This window comes from Stenotrophomonas sp. YJH_SMC_91 (assembly GCF_059368495.1).
Map to the genome: position 1 here is coordinate 782580 of NZ_JCAFRT010000001.1, position 16104 is coordinate 798683.

At 66.9% G+C, this 16104-nt stretch carries 18 protein-coding genes; 11 read left to right on the plus strand and 7 right to left on the minus strand.

Annotated features, from left to right (window positions below; translation table 11 throughout):
• The first annotated feature begins 116 nt into the window (after positions 1 to 116).
• Both AC5P5X_RS03485 and AC5P5X_RS03490 read left to right on the plus strand, forming a co-directional pair.
• Positions 117 to 455 carry a hypothetical protein gene (locus AC5P5X_RS03485; protein ID WP_005410295.1) on the plus strand — a complete coding sequence of 113 codons (339 nt, stop codon included), beginning with the start codon at positions 117 to 119 and terminating at the stop codon, positions 453 to 455.
• Between the two features lie 58 nt (positions 456 to 513).
• Positions 514 to 1149, plus strand: a complete 636-nt coding sequence (locus AC5P5X_RS03490; RefSeq protein ID WP_111118357.1) for a glutathione S-transferase family protein — start codon at positions 514 to 516, stop codon at positions 1147 to 1149.
• Between the two features lie 172 nt (positions 1150 to 1321).
• Here AC5P5X_RS03490 and arsC read toward each other — a convergent pair whose 3' ends face one another.
• The 3 genes from arsC to AC5P5X_RS03505 all read right to left on the minus strand — a co-directional run bounded on the left by arsC (position 1322) and on the right by AC5P5X_RS03505 (position 3422).
• Positions 1322 to 1663, minus strand: coding sequence for an arsenate reductase (glutaredoxin) (gene arsC, locus AC5P5X_RS03495; protein ID WP_005413954.1), 342 nt, complete (start codon positions 1661 to 1663; stop codon positions 1322 to 1324).
• The gene (locus tag AC5P5X_RS03500) at positions 1663 to 2817 is read right to left on the minus strand and encodes a phospholipase A (RefSeq protein ID WP_005413953.1); all 1155 of its coding nucleotides are present in this window, start codon (positions 2815 to 2817) and stop codon (positions 1663 to 1665) included. The genes arsC and AC5P5X_RS03500 overlap by 1 nt, the downstream gene beginning before the upstream one ends.
• Positions 2818 to 2936: 119 nt before the next feature.
• Positions 2937 to 3422 carry a DUF456 domain-containing protein gene (locus AC5P5X_RS03505; RefSeq protein WP_033835435.1) on the minus strand — a complete coding sequence of 162 codons (486 nt, stop codon included), beginning with the start codon at positions 3420 to 3422 and terminating at the stop codon, positions 2937 to 2939.
• A gap of 236 nt (positions 3423 to 3658) precedes the next feature.
• Here AC5P5X_RS03505 and AC5P5X_RS03510 point away from each other — a divergent pair, with 236 nt between their 5' ends.
• Positions 3659 to 3868, plus strand: a complete 210-nt coding sequence (locus tag AC5P5X_RS03510) for a cold-shock protein (RefSeq protein WP_005410290.1) — start codon at positions 3659 to 3661, stop codon at positions 3866 to 3868.
• Between the two features lie 73 nt (positions 3869 to 3941).
• Here AC5P5X_RS03510 and AC5P5X_RS03515 read toward each other — a convergent pair whose 3' ends face one another.
• Positions 3942 to 4436 (minus strand): glycine zipper 2TM domain-containing protein, encoded by a 495-nt coding sequence (locus AC5P5X_RS03515; RefSeq protein ID WP_005410289.1) that lies wholly within the window; start codon positions 4434 to 4436, stop codon positions 3942 to 3944.
• Positions 4437 to 4572: 136 nt separating this feature from the next.
• Complete coding sequence (locus AC5P5X_RS03520) at positions 4573 to 5007, minus strand: hypothetical protein (protein ID WP_495215898.1); 435 nt, start codon at positions 5005 to 5007, stop codon at positions 4573 to 4575.
• Between the two features lie 80 nt (positions 5008 to 5087).
• Between AC5P5X_RS03520 and AC5P5X_RS03525 the strand changes: the two genes are divergently transcribed.
• Positions 5088 to 5912, plus strand: a complete 825-nt coding sequence (locus tag AC5P5X_RS03525) for a tRNA threonylcarbamoyladenosine dehydratase (protein ID WP_005410287.1) — start codon at positions 5088 to 5090, stop codon at positions 5910 to 5912.
• A 34-nt stretch (positions 5913 to 5946) separates the two neighbouring features.
• Here AC5P5X_RS03525 and AC5P5X_RS03530 read toward each other — a convergent pair whose 3' ends face one another.
• Both AC5P5X_RS03530 and AC5P5X_RS03535 read right to left on the minus strand, forming a co-directional pair.
• Positions 5947 to 6720, minus strand: coding sequence for a TatD family hydrolase (locus AC5P5X_RS03530; protein WP_080353398.1), 774 nt, complete (start codon positions 6718 to 6720; stop codon positions 5947 to 5949).
• Positions 6717 to 6935 (minus strand): DUF6116 family protein, encoded by a 219-nt coding sequence (locus AC5P5X_RS03535; protein WP_005410285.1) that lies wholly within the window; start codon positions 6933 to 6935, stop codon positions 6717 to 6719. Before AC5P5X_RS03535 ends, AC5P5X_RS03530 begins: the two co-directional genes overlap by 4 nt.
• 163 nt (positions 6936 to 7098) lie before the next feature.
• Between AC5P5X_RS03535 and AC5P5X_RS03540 the strand changes: the two genes are divergently transcribed.
• The 7 genes from AC5P5X_RS03540 (at position 7099) to AC5P5X_RS03570 (ending at position 16104) form a co-directional block, all read left to right on the plus strand.
• On the plus strand, positions 7099 to 7941 hold the full coding sequence (locus AC5P5X_RS03540) for a glycine zipper 2TM domain-containing protein (RefSeq protein ID WP_005410284.1): 843 nt from the start codon (positions 7099 to 7101) through the stop codon (positions 7939 to 7941).
• Positions 7942 to 8064: 123 nt separating this feature from the next.
• Entirely contained in the window at positions 8065 to 8607 is a 543-nt protein-coding gene (locus AC5P5X_RS03545) for a GNAT family N-acetyltransferase (protein WP_005410283.1), read from the plus strand.
• A gap of 176 nt (positions 8608 to 8783) precedes the next feature.
• Complete coding sequence (locus AC5P5X_RS03550) at positions 8784 to 9440, plus strand: glutathione S-transferase family protein (RefSeq protein ID WP_032967224.1); 657 nt, start codon at positions 8784 to 8786, stop codon at positions 9438 to 9440.
• Between the two features lie 62 nt (positions 9441 to 9502).
• Positions 9503 to 11782, plus strand: a complete 2280-nt coding sequence (locus AC5P5X_RS03555) for a transketolase C-terminal domain-containing protein (protein WP_495215899.1) — start codon at positions 9503 to 9505, stop codon at positions 11780 to 11782.
• Positions 11783 to 11785: 3 nt separating this feature from the next.
• Positions 11786 to 13729: an asparagine synthase (glutamine-hydrolyzing) gene (gene asnB, locus AC5P5X_RS03560; protein WP_100438743.1), complete on the plus strand. Its 1944-nt coding sequence runs from the start codon at positions 11786 to 11788 to the stop codon at positions 13727 to 13729.
• A 66-nt stretch (positions 13730 to 13795) separates the two neighbouring features.
• Entirely contained in the window at positions 13796 to 14356 is a 561-nt protein-coding gene (locus AC5P5X_RS03565) for an NADPH-dependent FMN reductase (protein WP_111189660.1), read from the plus strand.
• Between the two features lie 317 nt (positions 14357 to 14673).
• Positions 14674 to 16104 (plus strand): replicative DNA helicase, encoded by a 1431-nt coding sequence (locus AC5P5X_RS03570; RefSeq protein ID WP_005410278.1) that lies wholly within the window; start codon positions 14674 to 14676, stop codon positions 16102 to 16104.

Genomic DNA, 16104 nt, shown 5'->3' on the forward strand with positions numbered 1-16104 from the left:
GCTTCGGTCCAGACAACGGCGCCCGTGTGGCGCCGTTGTTGTATCCGGGGGGGGGATTAACGCGCCTGTAGCCCTTGCTCTGCTACGGTCGGCACACCCTCGCACAGGACGTGTCCATGGCCCTGCATCGATTCATCGTGGTAGGCATGCTGCTGGCGCTGGCCGGCTGCAACACCCCAGCGTCGTACGAAGGCGCGGATTTCCCTGCATCGGCGCAGTGCCGCGTGCAGTGCCAGGCCGGCTATCGCAGCTGCATGGCGCAGAATGACTCTCTCGGCAGCCGCCAGAGCAATTGCGAGCAGCGGATGGTGCCGGCGCCGGACAAGCGCTGCAAGGACGTGGACAACCCGGACCTGCGCCATGCCTGCGAACTGAAGACGCATGACTGTACGATGCGCGCGCCGATGATGTCCTGTGGCGAACGCCGGGATTCCTGCATGAGCAGCTGCGGCTGAGCAACGATCGTGCGCGCGGGCGCATAATCGGCTGATCCACCTGTACAGGATCTTCTGCATGAGCACCACGCTGTATGGTTCGACCAGTACCGCCGCGCTGGTGGTGCACTGGCTGCTGATCGAGCTGGGCATCGAGCATGAACTGGTGCTGCTGGATTTCGACGCGCGCGAGCACAAGTCGGCGCAGTACCTGGCGCTGAATCCGGCCGGTGTGGTGCCGACCCTGCTGATCGATGGCCTGGTACTGACTGAAGCGGCGGCCATTGCGTTGTACCTGGCTGATCGCCATCCGGACGCCAACCTGCTGCCCGCACTGGGCACGCCGCAGCGCGCCGATGCCTACCGCTGGATGTTCTGGTGTGCCAATACGCTGCAGCCGGCCTATCGAGCCTGGTTCTATCCACGCGAAATGGCGGGCGAGGCGAATATCGAGGCCAGCCGCGGGATGGCACGGCAGCGCCTGGAAGCGGCCTGGCAGCATGTGGCCGCGCACCTGCATGCACATGGCCCCTACCTGCTGGGCGCCACGCCCTGCGTGGTCGACTACATGCTGGTGATGCTGATGCGCTGGTCGCGCAACATGCCCAGGCCTACCGATACCTGGCCGGTACTGAAGGCGCACGCCACGTTGATGAAGGCGCGCCCGGCGTTCGCCGAGGTGTACCGCCGCGAAGGCATCACCGACTGGCTGTAAGCCAGCCGGGGAGGAGGGCATCCGGGTAGAAGAGGGCGCTGGGGTAGAGTCGACTGTCAGTCGACTATCGCACGCAGTGCGGGCTTTTCCGCGGATGCATATGAAGGGTGGGGAGGGAGTCGACTGACAGTCGACTCTACCAACACGCTCCGCTACGCGACGGCGGTGCGGACTACAGGATCTCCAGCACTGTTTCCGGTGGACGGCACAGGCGTGTGCCCTTGTCCGTGCGCACCACGGGGCGGTTGATCAGTCGCGGGTGTTCGGCCATCGCGGCCAGCAGCGTGGCCTCGTCCGCACCTTCCAGGCCCAGTTCGGCGAACTGCGCTTCCTTGCTGCGCACCAGATCACGTGCGCTCAATCCTGATTCGGCCAGCACCTGGCGCAGCGTGGCCACATCGGGTGGATTGCCGAGGTACTCGATCACCACTGGATCAAAGCCGGCATCACGTATCAGCTTCAATGCGCCGCGCGAGTTGCTGCAGGCCGGGTTGTGCCAGATCGTCACGGGCATCAGAACCACTCCAACAGCGACACGCCCACGCCCACGTAGGTGGCCTTGTGGTTGTAGTCGATCAGGCTTTCGCCATAACCGTCGAACACCTGCACATGCCCGCGCAGCAGGTTGCTGATCGGGAAACCGTAATCCAGCTGCAGGGCACCGTGCGAGCGGCTGCCGGTGCGCAGCGAATGGCGCGCCATCAGCGAGACTTCGTGGCCGTTGCGGTTCCAGGTCAGGGTCGCATCACCGCGGCCCATGTAATCCTCGATGTCCGGGTTGTTGTCGTCGCTGCGGGTCTCGGGAATGCGGTACCAGGGGCGCAGCACCAGCGCCCAGTTCTCGCGGTCCAGGCCGATGTTGAGCATCACCCGGTTCCAGCTGCGCGAAAGCGGGTCGGCGCGGCCGTTGGATTGGTGGTTCAGCGCGATGCCGGTCATGCGCCCGCGCCAGCCACCGATCGAGTAGCCGTTGCGGAACACCATCATCACTTCCGGCTCGTAATTGGTTTCGCGGAACGGGCGCGAATCCTCGCCGTTGTAGGCCTGCCAGCGCGAGCTCTGGGTGTAGCCGGCCCAGATGTCGCCGTTGTCGCCGAACAGGTTCTCGGCGATCTTGGTCTTGAAACTGATCTGGAACTTCAGCTCGGCACTGTCCAGCACCTGCGGCGTGGTGACCGTGTTGGCCGGGTTCGGCGAATGCGGCGTGGTGTTGCGATCGCTGGTCCAGAACGCCGGCAGCAGGTACACCGGTTTGTAGGCGCGCAGCTGGAACGGGCCCAGCTTGGAGTCCTCGGCCAGTTCCCAGCGGCTGTCCAGCAACGAACCGCGGCCAGCATTGGCCAGTGCGCTGTCAGGGGCTGCTGGACGGAACAGATCGCTGACCCGCTCGCGCAGCTTCTCTTCGCCCTGGCTCACGCGTGCAGTCTGGCGTTCTTCGCGACGGGCCTGCGCGGCCGCCTCGGCCGCAGCGTCGGCCTCGGCAGTGGCCTGCGGGGTACGGCCGAACTGGCGGTCATAACAGGCCAGGCGGGCAGCATCGGTGGTAATCGCCGCGCACGCGGCCGGCGAGGCTTCGGCGCTGGGCGCGAACTCCTGCGCGGCCAGCGGCGCACTGGCCAGGGCCAGCGCCAGCGGCGCGAGACGGGGAAGCAGCGGAGACAGGGTCATTGCAGCAGGCCCTTAGGTGAATACGGGAATCGCACAGTGTGGCGGCTGCACCGGTTCACGGCCAGCCCCCACGGTTTATGCACGGGCACCGCGTGCGCGCGGCGTGAAGGCAGTGCGGGTTACAGGAACCAGGCGAAGGCGAACAGGCCGAGCATCGCGATCACCACGGCCAGTTTCAGCGCCAGGCCGAGCAGGATACCGAGCCAGGTGGCCAGGCCTACCTTGGTCGAGCGCCCCAGTTCGCGGGTGTGCCAGTACTCGCCGGCCAGGGCGCCGATCAGGGGGCCTGCAAAGAGGCCGATCGGCATGAAGAACAGGCCGACGATGCTGCCGACGAACGTACCCCACAGTGCCTTGCGGCTGGCACCGACCCGCTGCGCACCCACCACCGTGGCCAGCACGTCCACCAGCAGCGAGAGGACGGTCAGTACGCCCAGCGCGACCAGGGTCGGCCAGCCGACGTGGGTGAAGCCGTCCGCCCAGGCCGCCAGCAGCAGTCCGATGAACACCAGCGGGATGCCGGGCAGGGCCGGCAGGATGATTCCGGCGATGCCGACAAGGACAAAAATGACCGCTAGCAGATATAAGATGAATGAGAGTCCCATGCTGTCCCGTATGGTCGCCGTTTTGGGGTTGACAGTGAAAGATTTTGCCAGTTGCTTTTTCGTTTTGGGCGGGTTAAGTTGCAGTCGCTGAGCTTGGCAAGGTCACCGTGGATCGTGGCCTGATGAAGCAAGATCTTCCCGATCCGCTGCATCGATGCACCTCGCTTCCCCCTTGCTTGTCAGCCGCCCACCAGGCGTTTCCAACAACAAGAGAGAGTCACCAGGGAGTTAGTGAGATGTCTGATCGCGAGACCGGTACCGTCAAGTGGTTCAACGATGCAAAGGGCTTCGGCTTCATCAGCCGTGAAAACGGCGAAGACGTGTTCGTGCACTTCCGTGCCATCCAGACCCAGGGCTTCAAGAGCCTGAAGGAAGGCCAGAAGGTCACCTTCACCGTCGTGCAGGGCCAGAAGGGCCTGCAGGCCGACGCCGTGCAGCCGACCTGATCGCGCTGCAAGCCGTCACATGAAAAAGGCCCGCGCAAGCGGGCCTTTTTCTTTGCCGCCGGCCCGGCGCAGGTCAGCGCAGGATGACCTTGCCGTTGACCACGCGCACGTAGGTGTTTTCACGGATGCCGCCGAGGTCGCGCTGGTTGACCACGATGGTGCGGCCATCGTCCATGCGCACGCTGATGTCGTAGGTATCGCTGGTCACGTTCTTCTGGATCTGGTTGCCGGCCAGCGCGCCACCGACCGCGCCTGCGGCCGCAGCGATGTTCTTGTTGCCACGGCTGCCACCGGTGTGATCGGAGATCTCATGGCCGGCCACGGCACCGACGATGCCGCCGAGGATGGCGCCGGTCGCGCTGGGCGCGGTGCGGCCCGACGGCACGGTGTTGATGCGGGTCACGATGCCACAGTCAGCGCAACGGCCCTGGTTGTAACCGCCGTTGTTGCCGTAGCCACCATTGTTGTAGCCGTTGTTGTAACCACCGCCACCGTAGCCGGGCGAGGTGGCACAGCCAGCCAGGGCGAGGGTAGCGATGGCGCTGGCGGCAATGAGCTGGATCTTCATGGAGCGTCTCCTGGCCGTGAAGGCGGGTGTGTTGGGTGGTACTGCGTCATGCAGCAGGGTGGACGAATCCTCTCCTTTCGAACGTGAACAAGGTGCCAACCAGGTGTGCCTTGCCCGGCTACAGGATGAATGCGCGTCAGCGGAAGTCCTGGTGGCAGGCGCGGCAGTCGGCCTGCACGGTTTCCACGACCTTGGCCAGGGCGGTGCAGTCACTGGGCGGAGCCGCCAATGCGGCGTTGAGGTTGCCGCGCAGCTGGCTGGCGTGCTGCTGGAACCGGCCGTTGTCCTTCAGCCCGGGAAAGGCCAGGTCGAGGTCGTTGGACAGAAGGCGCAGGGCCTGCAGCCGCGGCACGCTGTCGGCCAGGCTGCAGCGGTTCTGCTGCTGGGCCTGCTGCAGCAGCTGCGCTTGCCGCTCCATCACCTGCATCAGGCTGTCCGGGAACGGGTCGCGGCGGGCCTGCAGGGCGCGGCCGACCATGACCGTGGCGACCAGGCCGATCAGCAGGCCCAGGCACAGCACGAACAGGTACCGCTGGGCAGTGGACGGGCGGCGGGGCGGGCTGGCGTTCATGGCGGGCTCTCCTGGCGTGCAACGGTGGGTTCGATGCCGGCGCGCTGTAGGCGCTGGCGCCTGCACGTTAAAATAGCCGCATGAACGAACAGGTCAAACAACGCTTCGCCGGCATCGAACGGCTGTATGGCGTAGGTGCGCTCGAGCGCCTGCAGGGCAGCCGCGTGGCGGTGGTGGGCATGGGCGGGGTCGGCTCGTGGGTGGTGGAAGCGCTGGCGCGTTCGGCGGTCGGCCACCTGACCCTGATCGACGCCGATGACATCTGCGTGTCCAACACCAACCGGCAGCTGCCGGCGATGGAAGGCAACTACGGCCGCAACAAGGCCGAGGCGATGGCCGAGCGTTGCCGTGCGATCAACCCGGACATCGAGGTCGATGCCGTGCAGGCATTCCTGACCGTGTCGAACATGGCCGAGTTGCTGGACCGTGGCTTCGACCTGGTGATCGATGCCTGCGACAGCTTCCGGGTGAAGGTCGAGACGATCGCCTGGTGCCGTCGCCGCAAGCTGCCGCTGCTGACCGTGGGGGCTGCCGGTGGTCGCACCGATCCGACCCTGGTGCGCATCCGCGATGTCTCGCGCACCGAGCATGACGCCATGCTGGCGCTGATCCGCAAGAAGCTGCGCAGCGAGTTCAATTTCCCGAAGAATGCCAAGCGCTATTTTGGCGTACCGGCGGTGTACTCGCTGGAAAACGTGAAGTATCCGCAGGCCGATGGCAGCGTCTGCGGCATCCGCCCGAACCTCGGTGCGGATGCTGCATTGAAACTGGACTGTGGCGCAGGCCTCGGTGCGGCAACCCACATCACCGGTGCCTTCGCCTTTGCGGCGGTCGGCAAGGCGCTTGAAATGCTGCTGGAGCCGAAGAAGGTGAAGGCCGAAGTGGTCGAGTCCAGCGAGGTGTGATGGATCGTGCCGGCCAGCGGCCGGCACCTGCCCGTTACATTGCCGGCAGCGCGAACAGGCGCCGCGCATTCTCCGTCGTGGCCTGGGCCACCGCGTCCAGCTCCATCCCGCGCAGTGCGGCCACGTGGCGGGCGATGACTGCCAGTCGCGCTGGTTCGTTGCGCTGGCCGCGGATGCCGGCGTCAGGCTGGTCGGGCGCGTCGGTCTCCAGCAGCAGCTGTTCCAGCGGCATCCCGCGCACCAGGCGCTGCAGCCGTTGCGCGCGATCGTAGGTCAGCGGACCACCGAGACCGAGCAGGAAGCCTTGCCGATGTAGTTGCGCGGCCTGTTCCGGGCTGCCGGAAAAGCTGTGCACCACGCCGCGCAGGCCGCCGACGCGACGGATCGCGGCAATGACCGCATCCACCGCGCGTCGCGCATGCACGATCACCGGCAGCTCGAACTCGCGGGCCAGTTGCAGCTGGCCGATGAAGTACGCCTGTTGCGCCTCTGCATCCAGTCCCTCGACGAAGAAGTCCAGCCCGCATTCGCCGATCGCGCACGGGCGTTCGCGAACGATCCATTCGCGCAGCAGCGGCAGATGGTCGGGCCGGTGCTCGGCCAGGAACATCGGATGCAGGCCGTAGGCCGGGTACAGCCCCGGTGCCTGCCGGCAGACCTCGCGCAGCTTCGGCCAGCTGGCGGCCGTGACGGCCGGTACCACCTGCTCGCGCACACCCGCGGCGCCCGCGCGCTCGATCACCGCCGTGCGGTCAGCATCGAATTCACTGGCATCCAGATGGCAGTGGCTGTCGACCAGCGGAATCAACGCTGTTCCAGCGGCGGCGGGGCCGGGACTGTATTGCGGCTCTTCCAGTTGGCCAGCAGCAGGGTGCCGAAGCCCAGTACCAGCTCGTCGACGAACGGAATCGGGTCGGGAATGAACAGGGTCAGCACGAACAGGCCGGCGGTCAGCTTGAACAGGGTGGGGTAGCGCAGCCGGCGGGCCCATTGCAGTACCGGCAGCAGCATCGGGTTGGCCATGGCGTGGATCCTCGTGGGGAATATGCAAACGCTACCACGGGCCCAGCATTTCCCGATGCTGAATGGGTTACAGGAATGAGCAGGAAATGTGGAGATTCCGTTCAGGCAGTGCATGCTGCAATCTGGGCCGAGAACGTTGCGGATGGTCCGCAAGGAGCAGGTCATGAAAAGCACAACTACAACTGTCCTGGTCGCAGCGGGCGCGCTGCTGGTCGGTGGCATCGCCACCGCCGCCTTCATGAAGAGTGGCGACAAGTCGCCTGATTCCATCAGCGCCGGAACCCCCAACGGTGAATCGCGGCTGGTTGACGGCAATGCCGTTGACGATGGCGCGCGTGGTGACAAGCTCGACCCGTCTGCACCGCGCGGGCTGGAATACGCCGACGTGCTGAAGGTCGACCCGATCACCGAGAAGCAGAAGGCCTACGCCACCGTGATCGGCACCGATCCCGTGCGCGAGACCTCCACCACCCAGACCCCGCACGAGGTCTGCCAGGACGTGACCGTGCAGGAGCGCCTGCCGGAGCGTGACGGCAACGTCGGCGGCACCGTGGTCGGCGCGGTGGTCGGCGGCCTGCTCGGCAACCAGGTCGGCGGTGGCAACGGCAAGAAGGCCGCGACCGCAGCCGGTGCCGTGGCCGGTGGCTTCATCGGCAACCAGATCGACAAGCGCCACGTGGGTGGCCGCGTGGTCAACCGCACCGAGCGCCAGTGCCACACCGAGACCGCCACCTCCGAGTCGAGCCGTGTTACCGGCTACAACGTGACCTACCGCAACGAGGACGGTACCACCGGCACCATGCGCATGGCCAGCAAGCCGGGCAACCGCATCGCCATGGGCACCAATGACGTGGTGAAGGGCTACAACGTGACCTACCGCTACGACGGCGCCGAGAAGACCGTGCGCATGGACAACAAGCCGGCCAGCGATCGCCTGCCGGTGGTCGATGGCCAGCTGGTCACGCAGACCGCTGCTGCCGGCGCCACTGCGGCCACGCGCCAGTAATCCAGAATACTTGCTGTACCCGACGGGCCGGCCCATGCCGGCCCGTTTCGTTGTGAGCGCGGGCATTCATCCGTGTGGAGGCGGAATCCACCATCATGGTGGCCCCTTCGACATGGAGTCGGCATGAGCATCTTCGACCTGCGCCTGGAAACCGAGCGCCTGATCCTGCGCCCGCTGCTGCGCGAGGACTACGAACCCTATCTGGCGTTCTGCGCCGACGAGGAAACGATGCGCACCCTCGGTGGCGTGCAGCCGCCTTCGGTAGCCTGGCGCGGCTTCTGCAGCCTGGCTGGCGCCTGGCAGCTGTTCGGCTTCTCGATGTTCAGCGTGATCGAAAAATCCAGCGGGGACTGGATCGGGCGGATGGGCCCCTGGCAACCGCAGGACTGGCCGGGTACCGAGGTCGGCTGGGGCATCCGCCGCGCCAGCTGGGGCCGGGGCTATGCGCCGGAAGCGGCGGTCGCGGCGATCGACTGGGCCTTCGACACGCTGGGTTGGCACGAGGTGATCCATACCATCGCCGAGAACAACGACAACTCGCGGGCGGTCGCGCGCAAGCTGGGCAGCACGTTGCTGCGGATGGGCGAACTGCCGCCGCCGTACAACGACAAACCGATGCAGATCTGGGGCCAGTCGCGCGAACAGTGGCGGCAGCGTGCACGCTGAACGTGGCCCGGTAGTGCCGGCCGCTGGCCGGCAACCTCGTTGCAGCAGGATTCGTGCGATTGCCGGCCAGCGGCCGGCACTACCGGGGTGCCATGCTGCATCCGCGCTTGGCATTCCCTGGCGCACTTGCCAGACTGCACGCAGCCGGCCGCCGGCCGGATCCGATGGAGCAGGCAATGGTGGAAGAGCGCGTCCCGCTGACTGTGCATGGCATGTCGGTCTCGGGCAATTGCCACAAGGTCCGGCTGCTGCTTGAGCAGCTCGGCAGCCGTTACCGCTGGGTGGAAGTGGACAGTGCCCATGGCCAGACCCACACGCCCGAATTCCTGGCGCTCAACCCGAATGCCAAGGTGCCGCTGATCGTCCGCGACGACGGCCGCGTGCTGACCGAGTCCAACGCGATCCTGTTCTGGCTGGCCGAAGGCACGCCCTACCTGCCCAGCGATGGATGGGAGCGTGCGCAGGCGTTGAGCTGGATGTTCTTCGAGCAGTACACGCACGAGCCGTGCGTGGCGGTAGCGCGCTTCATCCGGGGCTGGACGGCGCCCGACTCGCCACGCCGTGCCGAACTGCCACGCCTGCACGAGCGTGCCGCCACCGCGTTGGCGGTGATGGAGCAGCACCTGCGCGAAGCGCAGTGGTTCACCGGCAGCGGATACGGCATTGCCGATATCGCCCTGTTTGCCTATACCGATGTGGCGGGCGAGGGCGGCATCAACCTGGAGCCGTTCCCGGAAGTTCGCGCTTGGCTGCAGCGGGTGCGCGCGCAGCCGCGCTTCCTGCCGATGCCGGCGGTGACCGCCGAGGTGCGCTCGCGCTTCGAGGCGGCCTGATGCCCACAGGGTAGCGCCCGGTATTGCCGGGCGGAACGCAACAACGACACGGAGGGTGTTCGATGTTCGCTGTGGTTCCGGATCCGATTCCCGCGCGCATGCGGGGGCTCAACCGCGCCGAGGTGTGCGACGTCAATTTCCTTGAGGCGGTGCGCGGGTGGCGCGGGACGCCGCGCCCGCGACCCGCGGCAGATGCTCCGATCCTGCCCGGCAGTACGCTCACCGCTGCCGCCTTCGATGAACTGTTCGACTCGCAGCTGGCCAGCCGCCAGCTGGACCTGATGGCGCGCGTGCTGCGCGTGCAGAACAAGGTCTTCTACACCATCGGTTCGTCCGGCCATGAAGGCAACGCGCTGCTGGCGCGGGCCTGCCGGCACACCGATCCTGCCTTCCTGCACTATCGTTCCGGCGCCTTCATGGCCGAGCGTTCGCGGCAGGTGCCGGGCATCGACCCGCTGCGCGATGCGGCACTGTCCTTCGCCGCCAGCGCGGATGATCCGGCCAGCGGTGGCCGCCACAAGGTGTGGGGCAGCAAGCCATTGTGGGTGCTGCCGCAGACCTCGACGATTGCGTCGCACCTGCCCAAGGCGCTGGGCACCGCACTGGCCATCGAGAGTGGCAAGCGGCTGGGGCAGGCGCTGCCCATTCCCACCGACAGCATCGTGCTGTGCTCGTTCGGCGATGCGTCGGCCAACCACGCCACCGCGCAGGCCGCCTTCAATACCGCGATGTGGTCGGCCTACCAGAAACTACCGGCGCCGATCCTGTTCGTCTGCGAGGACAACGGTCTGGGCATCTCGGTGAAGACCCCCGATGGCTGGATCGCCGAGCGCTTCAGCCACCAGCCGGGGCTGGACTATTTCTTTGCCGATGGCCTCGACCTGGCCACCGGGCACGCCCAGGTGCAGGCGGCGGTGGAACACTGCCGGCGCACGCGGCGGCCGACCTTCCTGCATCTGCGCACCACGCGCCTGATGGGCCATGCCGGCACCGACTTTGAAGTGGAATGGCGCGCGCTGCCGGAACTGTGCGCGGCCGAGGCGCAGGATCCGCTGCTGTGCTCGGCGCAGATCGCGCTGGAATCAGGCTGGCTGGATGCGGCCGCCATCGAAGTGGCCTACGAAACGATGCGCGCGCGCTGCATGGCCGCTGCCGCCGATGCCGAAGGCAGTGCGAAGCTGCAGTCGCTGCGGGAGGTGATGGCGCCGCTGGCACCGTACACCCCTGCAGCGGTGCAGGCCGAAGCGCAGCGCGAGGTCGCTGCCGAAGCACGCGAGGCACTCTATGGCGGTGCCGAGGCATTGCCGGAACGACAGGCGCCGCGGCATCTCGCAATCCAGATCAACCATGGTCTGCAGGAGCTGCTGGCCAAGTATCCGCAGAGCCTGCTGTTCGGCGAGGACGTGGCGCAGAAGGGCGGTGTCTACACCGTCACCAAGGATCTGCTGCGCCGCTTCGGGCCGCGCCGGGTGTTCAACACCCTGCTGGACGAGACCATGATCCTGGGCATGGCGCAGGGCCTGGCCAACATGGGCATGCTGCCGATCCCGGAGATCCAGTACCTGGCCTACCTGCACAACGCCATCGACCAGCTGCGTGGCGAAGCCTGTTCGCTGCAGTTCTTCTCCAACGACCAGTACCGCAACCCGATGCTGGTGCGGGTGGCCGGGCTGGGCTACCAGAAGGGTTTCGGCGGCCATTTCCACAACGACAACTCGGTCACCGCCCTGCGCGACATCCCCGGGCTGGTGGTCGGCTGCCCATCGCGCGGCGACGATGCGGTGATGATGCTGCGCACGCTGGCGGCGCTGGCCCGGGTGGATGGGCGCGTGGCGGTGTTCCTGGAGCCGATCGCGCTGTACATGAGCAAGGACCTGCATGAGCCGGGCGATGGCCAGTGGCTGTTCGACTACCCGGCCCAGGGCCGGGCACTGGTGCCGGGCGAAGGCCGTGTTTACGGGCCGGAGGCTGGCGACCTGGTGGTCTACACCTACGGCAATGGCGTGCCGATGGCGCTGCGCGCAGCGCGGGCCATCGAACAGCAACTGGGCTGGCAGGTACGGGTGGTCGACCTGCGCTGGCTGGTGCCGCTGGATGCCGGCTTCATCGCCAGCCAGGCCGCCAGCGCACGGCGCGTGCTGGTGCTGGACGAGGGCCGCCACAGTGGAGGGGTGGGCGAGGGTGTGGTCACCGCACTGGTCGAGGCCGGTTTCGGCCACCTGCCGCTGCGCCGGGTCTGCGGCGCCGATACCTATACCCCGCTGGCAGGGGCAGCAATGTTCGGGCTTCCAAGCGACAATGCGGTGATTGGCGCCGCCCTTGAACTGGCGCAGGAACCTTGATGCATGTGTGGATTGGCGGGAATGTTGTTGCCGGCGCCGGTGGCGTCGGCCGAGGTGCTGCAGGCGCAGGTCCTGGCCATGGGCGAGGCGCTGCACCACCGCGGGCCGGATGATGGCGGAAGCTGGGTCGATGCCGGGGCAGGCATCGCGCTGGCGCACCGTCGGCTGAGCATTCTGGATCTGTCGCCGCTGGGCCACCAGCCGATGGCCTCGTCCGATGGTCGCTACGTGATGGCCTACAACGGCGAGGTCTACAACTTCGCCGCCCTGCGTGCAGAACTGGAGCCGCTGGGGCATGCCTTCCGTGGCCATTCCGACACCGAAGTGCTGCTCGCGGCGATCCTGCAGTGGGGCATGGAAGAAACCCTGCAGCGTTGCAACGGCATGTTCGCCATCGCGCTGTGGGATCGCCAGGCGCAGTGCCTGTGGCTGGCACGCGACCGCGTTGGCAAGAAGCCACTGTATTACGGCTGGGCCGGTGACACCCTGGTGTTCGGTTCCGAACTGAAAGCGCTGTGGCAGCACCCGGCGTTCGACAACGACATCGACCGCGACGCGCTGACTCTGTTGCTGCGGTTGGATTACATTCCGGCCCCGCACAGCATCCACCAGCGCTGCTACAAGCTGATGCCCGGCCGCGTGCTGCGCCTGGACGCCGAAGCCGTAGCGGCGGGTGCATCGGCGCATCGCCCGGAGCAGGCGCAGCGCCCGTACTGGGATGCGCGTGCACGCATGCAGGCGGCACTGGCTGCGCCCTTCCAGGGCCGCATCGAGGAAGCAGAGGAGCAGCTGGACGGGCTGCTGCGCGACGCGGTGGCGCTGCGCATGGTGGCCGACGTGCCGGTGGGCGTGTTCCTGTCCGGCGGTACCGATTCGTCGCTGGTGGCGGCGCTGATGCAGGCGCAGAGCGGGCAGCCGGTGCACAGCTTCAGCATCGGCTTCACCGATTCGGGCCACGACGAGGCACCGCTGGCCAGGGAACTGGCCACGCATCTGGGCTGCGACCACACCGAGCTCTACGTCAGCGGCGCGGATGCACTGGCAGTCGTGCCGCAGCTGCCGGCAATGTTCGACGAACCCTTTGCCGATGCCTCGCAGGTGCCGACCGCGCTGGTCGCCCGGCTGGCGCGGCAGGGCGTGACCGTGGCGTTGTCTGGCGACGGCGGTGATGAGCTGTTCTTCGGCTATACCCGCTACGTGCGCGCGCTGCGCAACTGGCAGATGCTGGGCCGCGTGCCGGGCCCGCTGCGACGCTGGATGGGCGCGCGCGCGCAGCACCAGGGCGAGGCCTCGCGGACCGGCGGACTGGCCGCGCTGTTGGCCGAGTCCGGCGCGCGTGGCATTGGCGACGTGTACCGCAACCGCATCTCGCGCTGGCGCGACCCCGCCGCGGCAGTGCCCGGCGCACAGGCCGCCGGCAGCTTCTACGACCTGGCCGATCCGCTGCACGGTGCCGGCACGCCGGCCGACGCGATGATGCTGGCCGATTACGTGACCTACCTGCCGGATGACCTGCTCTGCAAGGTCGACCGCACCTCGATGGCGGTCAGCCTGGAGGCACGCGCGCCGCTGCTGGACTGGCGCGTGGCCGAGTTCGCCTGGTCGCTGCCGCTGGGCTTCAAGCGCAGCGAAACCACCAGCAAGGTGCTGCTCAAGCGCGTGCTTGGCCGCTACGTGCCGCAGTCGATGGTGCACCGGCCCAAGCGCGGGTTCGGCGCGCCGGTCAGCGACTGGCTGAAGGGCGACCTGCGGCCGTGGGCCGAGGATCTGTTGCAGCCGGCGCGCCTGGAGCGCGAAGGCGTGCTGTCGGCGGCGGCGGTGCAGCCGCTGTGGCAGCAGTTCCTGGGCGGCCAGCGCAAGTGGCATACCCACCTGTGGAACGTGCTGATGTTCCAGGCCTGGCAGGCGCATTGGCGGCAGGTGCGGGCCCGCGTGACCGGGGGCTGATCTTCACCGGACGGCACGGGCCCGGCGTCTAGGCTGGGCCTCCCGAACCGTGAGGAGTATGTCCCTATGTCCGTCCCCACCATCGCTGTGTTCGTCGGCAGCCTGCGCAAGGATTCCTGCAACCGCAAGCTGGCCCATGCGCTGGAGAAGATCGCTGGCGTCCGCGCGCGCTTCCAGTACGTGCAGATTGGTGATCTACCGCTGTACGACCAGGATTTCGATGGCCAGTACCCGCCTCAGGGCACCCGGCTGAAGGATCAGGTGCGCGCCGCCGACGCGGTGCTGTTCGTGACCCCCGAATACAACCGGTCGGTGCCGGGCGTGCTGAAGAACGCCATCGACGTCGGCTCGCGCCCCTACGGTGACAGTGCGTTTGCCGGCAAGCCGGCGGCGGTGATCGGCGCCTCCATCGGCCAGATCGGCACCGCCGTGGCCCAGCAGCACCTGCGCAACAGCCTGGCCTTCCTGGACATGCACGTGCTCGGCCAGCCCGAGGCGTTCATCCATTTCAAGGACGGCCTGATCGACGCCGACGGCACGATCCACAACGAGGGCACGCAGAAATTCCTGCAGGGCTACGTGGACCGGTTCCTGGCACTGATCGCGGTGCATGTGAAGGGCGACTGAGACCGATGGGGTAGCAGCAGCCAGGCCGCGGATCGGATCCCGGCGCGCAGCGGCGGGCCCTGGCCCCACGTTCCGCTGAGCACCGGAGCCCTTGCGCTGCACGGAATCCGACCCTGGCCGCCTGATCTGCGATAATGACCCACCCGGGCGCCGCAACGGCGCCCGTCGCAGGCACTGCGACGCCCCCGCGCCAGAGTGGCCAGGCACTGGCGGATATCCCCCGTTTCTCCACGGCTTATCCACAGGCTTGTCCATGGCTGCCGGGGTCGGCGCATGCCTACACTCGTCCGGCCCACTTTTGCAGGAAACACCGCAGCATGTCCGCTCGTTCCGGCTTCCGTTCCAACCGCAGAGAGCGCGGTGATGGCTTTGATCGTGATCGCGATGAATCGCGTATCGACCAGTTGCGCGTTCCGCCGCATTCGGTGGAAGCCGAGCAGGCGGTGCTGGGTGGCCTGATGCTGGCGCCGGAGGCCTACGACCGGGTCAACGACCAGCTGACCGAGGGCGATTTCTACCGCCGCGATCACCAGATGATCTACCGCGCGATCCGTGAGCTGTCCGAGCGCGAGCGGCCGTTCGACGCGGTGACCCTGGGCGAGTGGTTCGAATCACAGGGCAAGCTGGAGCTGGTGGGCGATGGTGCCTACCTGATCGAGCTGGCGAGCACCACGCCGTCGGCGGCCAACATCGTGGCCTATGCCGAGATCGTGCGTGACAAGGCCGTGCTGCGGCAGCTGATCCAGGTCGGCACTGACATCGTCAACGATGGCTTCCAGCCTGAGGGCCGTGACAGCAGTGAGCTGCTGGCCTCTGCGGAGAAGAGCGTGTTCGCCATCGCTGAACAGGGTGCACGCGGCCGTACCGACTTCGTGGCGATGCCTGGCGCGCTGAAGGATGCCTTCGAGGAACTGCGCAACCGCTTCGAGAACGGCGGCAACATCACCGGCCTGCCGACCGGCTACAACGACTTCGATGCGATGACTGCCGGCCTGCAGCCGACCGACCTGATCATCCTCGCCGCGCGCCCGGCCATGGGCAAGACGACTTTTGCACTGAACATCGCCGAGTACGCGGCGATCAAGTCGAAGAAGGGCGTGGCGGTGTTCTCGATGGAAATGTCGGCCTCGCAGCTGGCGATGCGCCTGATCTCCTCCAACGGCCGCATCAACGCGCAGCGCCTGCGTACCGGCCAGCTGGAAGATGAAGACTGGAGCCGTGTCACCAGCGCGATCAAGATGCTGAAGGAAACCAAGATCTTCATCGACGATACGCCGGGCGTGTCGCCGGAAGTGCTGCGTTCCAAGTGCCGCCGGCTCAAGCGCGAGCACGACCTGGGCCTGGTGGTGATCGACTACCTGCAGCTGATGAGCGTGCCGGGCAACAGTGAAAACCGCGCCACCGAAATCTCGGAGATCTCGCGTTCGCTGAAGGGCCTGGCCAAGGAACTGCACGTGCCGGTGATCGCGCTGTCGCAGCTCAACCGCTCGCTGGAAACACGTACCGACAAGCGCCCGGTGATGGCCGACCTTCGCGAATCGGGCGCAATCGAGCAGGACGCGGACATGATCGTGTTCATCTACCGCGACGATTACTACAACAAGGAAAATTCGCCGGACAAGGGCCTGGCCGAAATCATCATCGGCAAGCACCGTGGTGGCCCGACCGGATCGTGCAAGCTGAAGTTCTTCGGTGAGTACACCCGCTTCGACAACCTGGCCCACGACTCGGTCGGCTCATTCGAATAA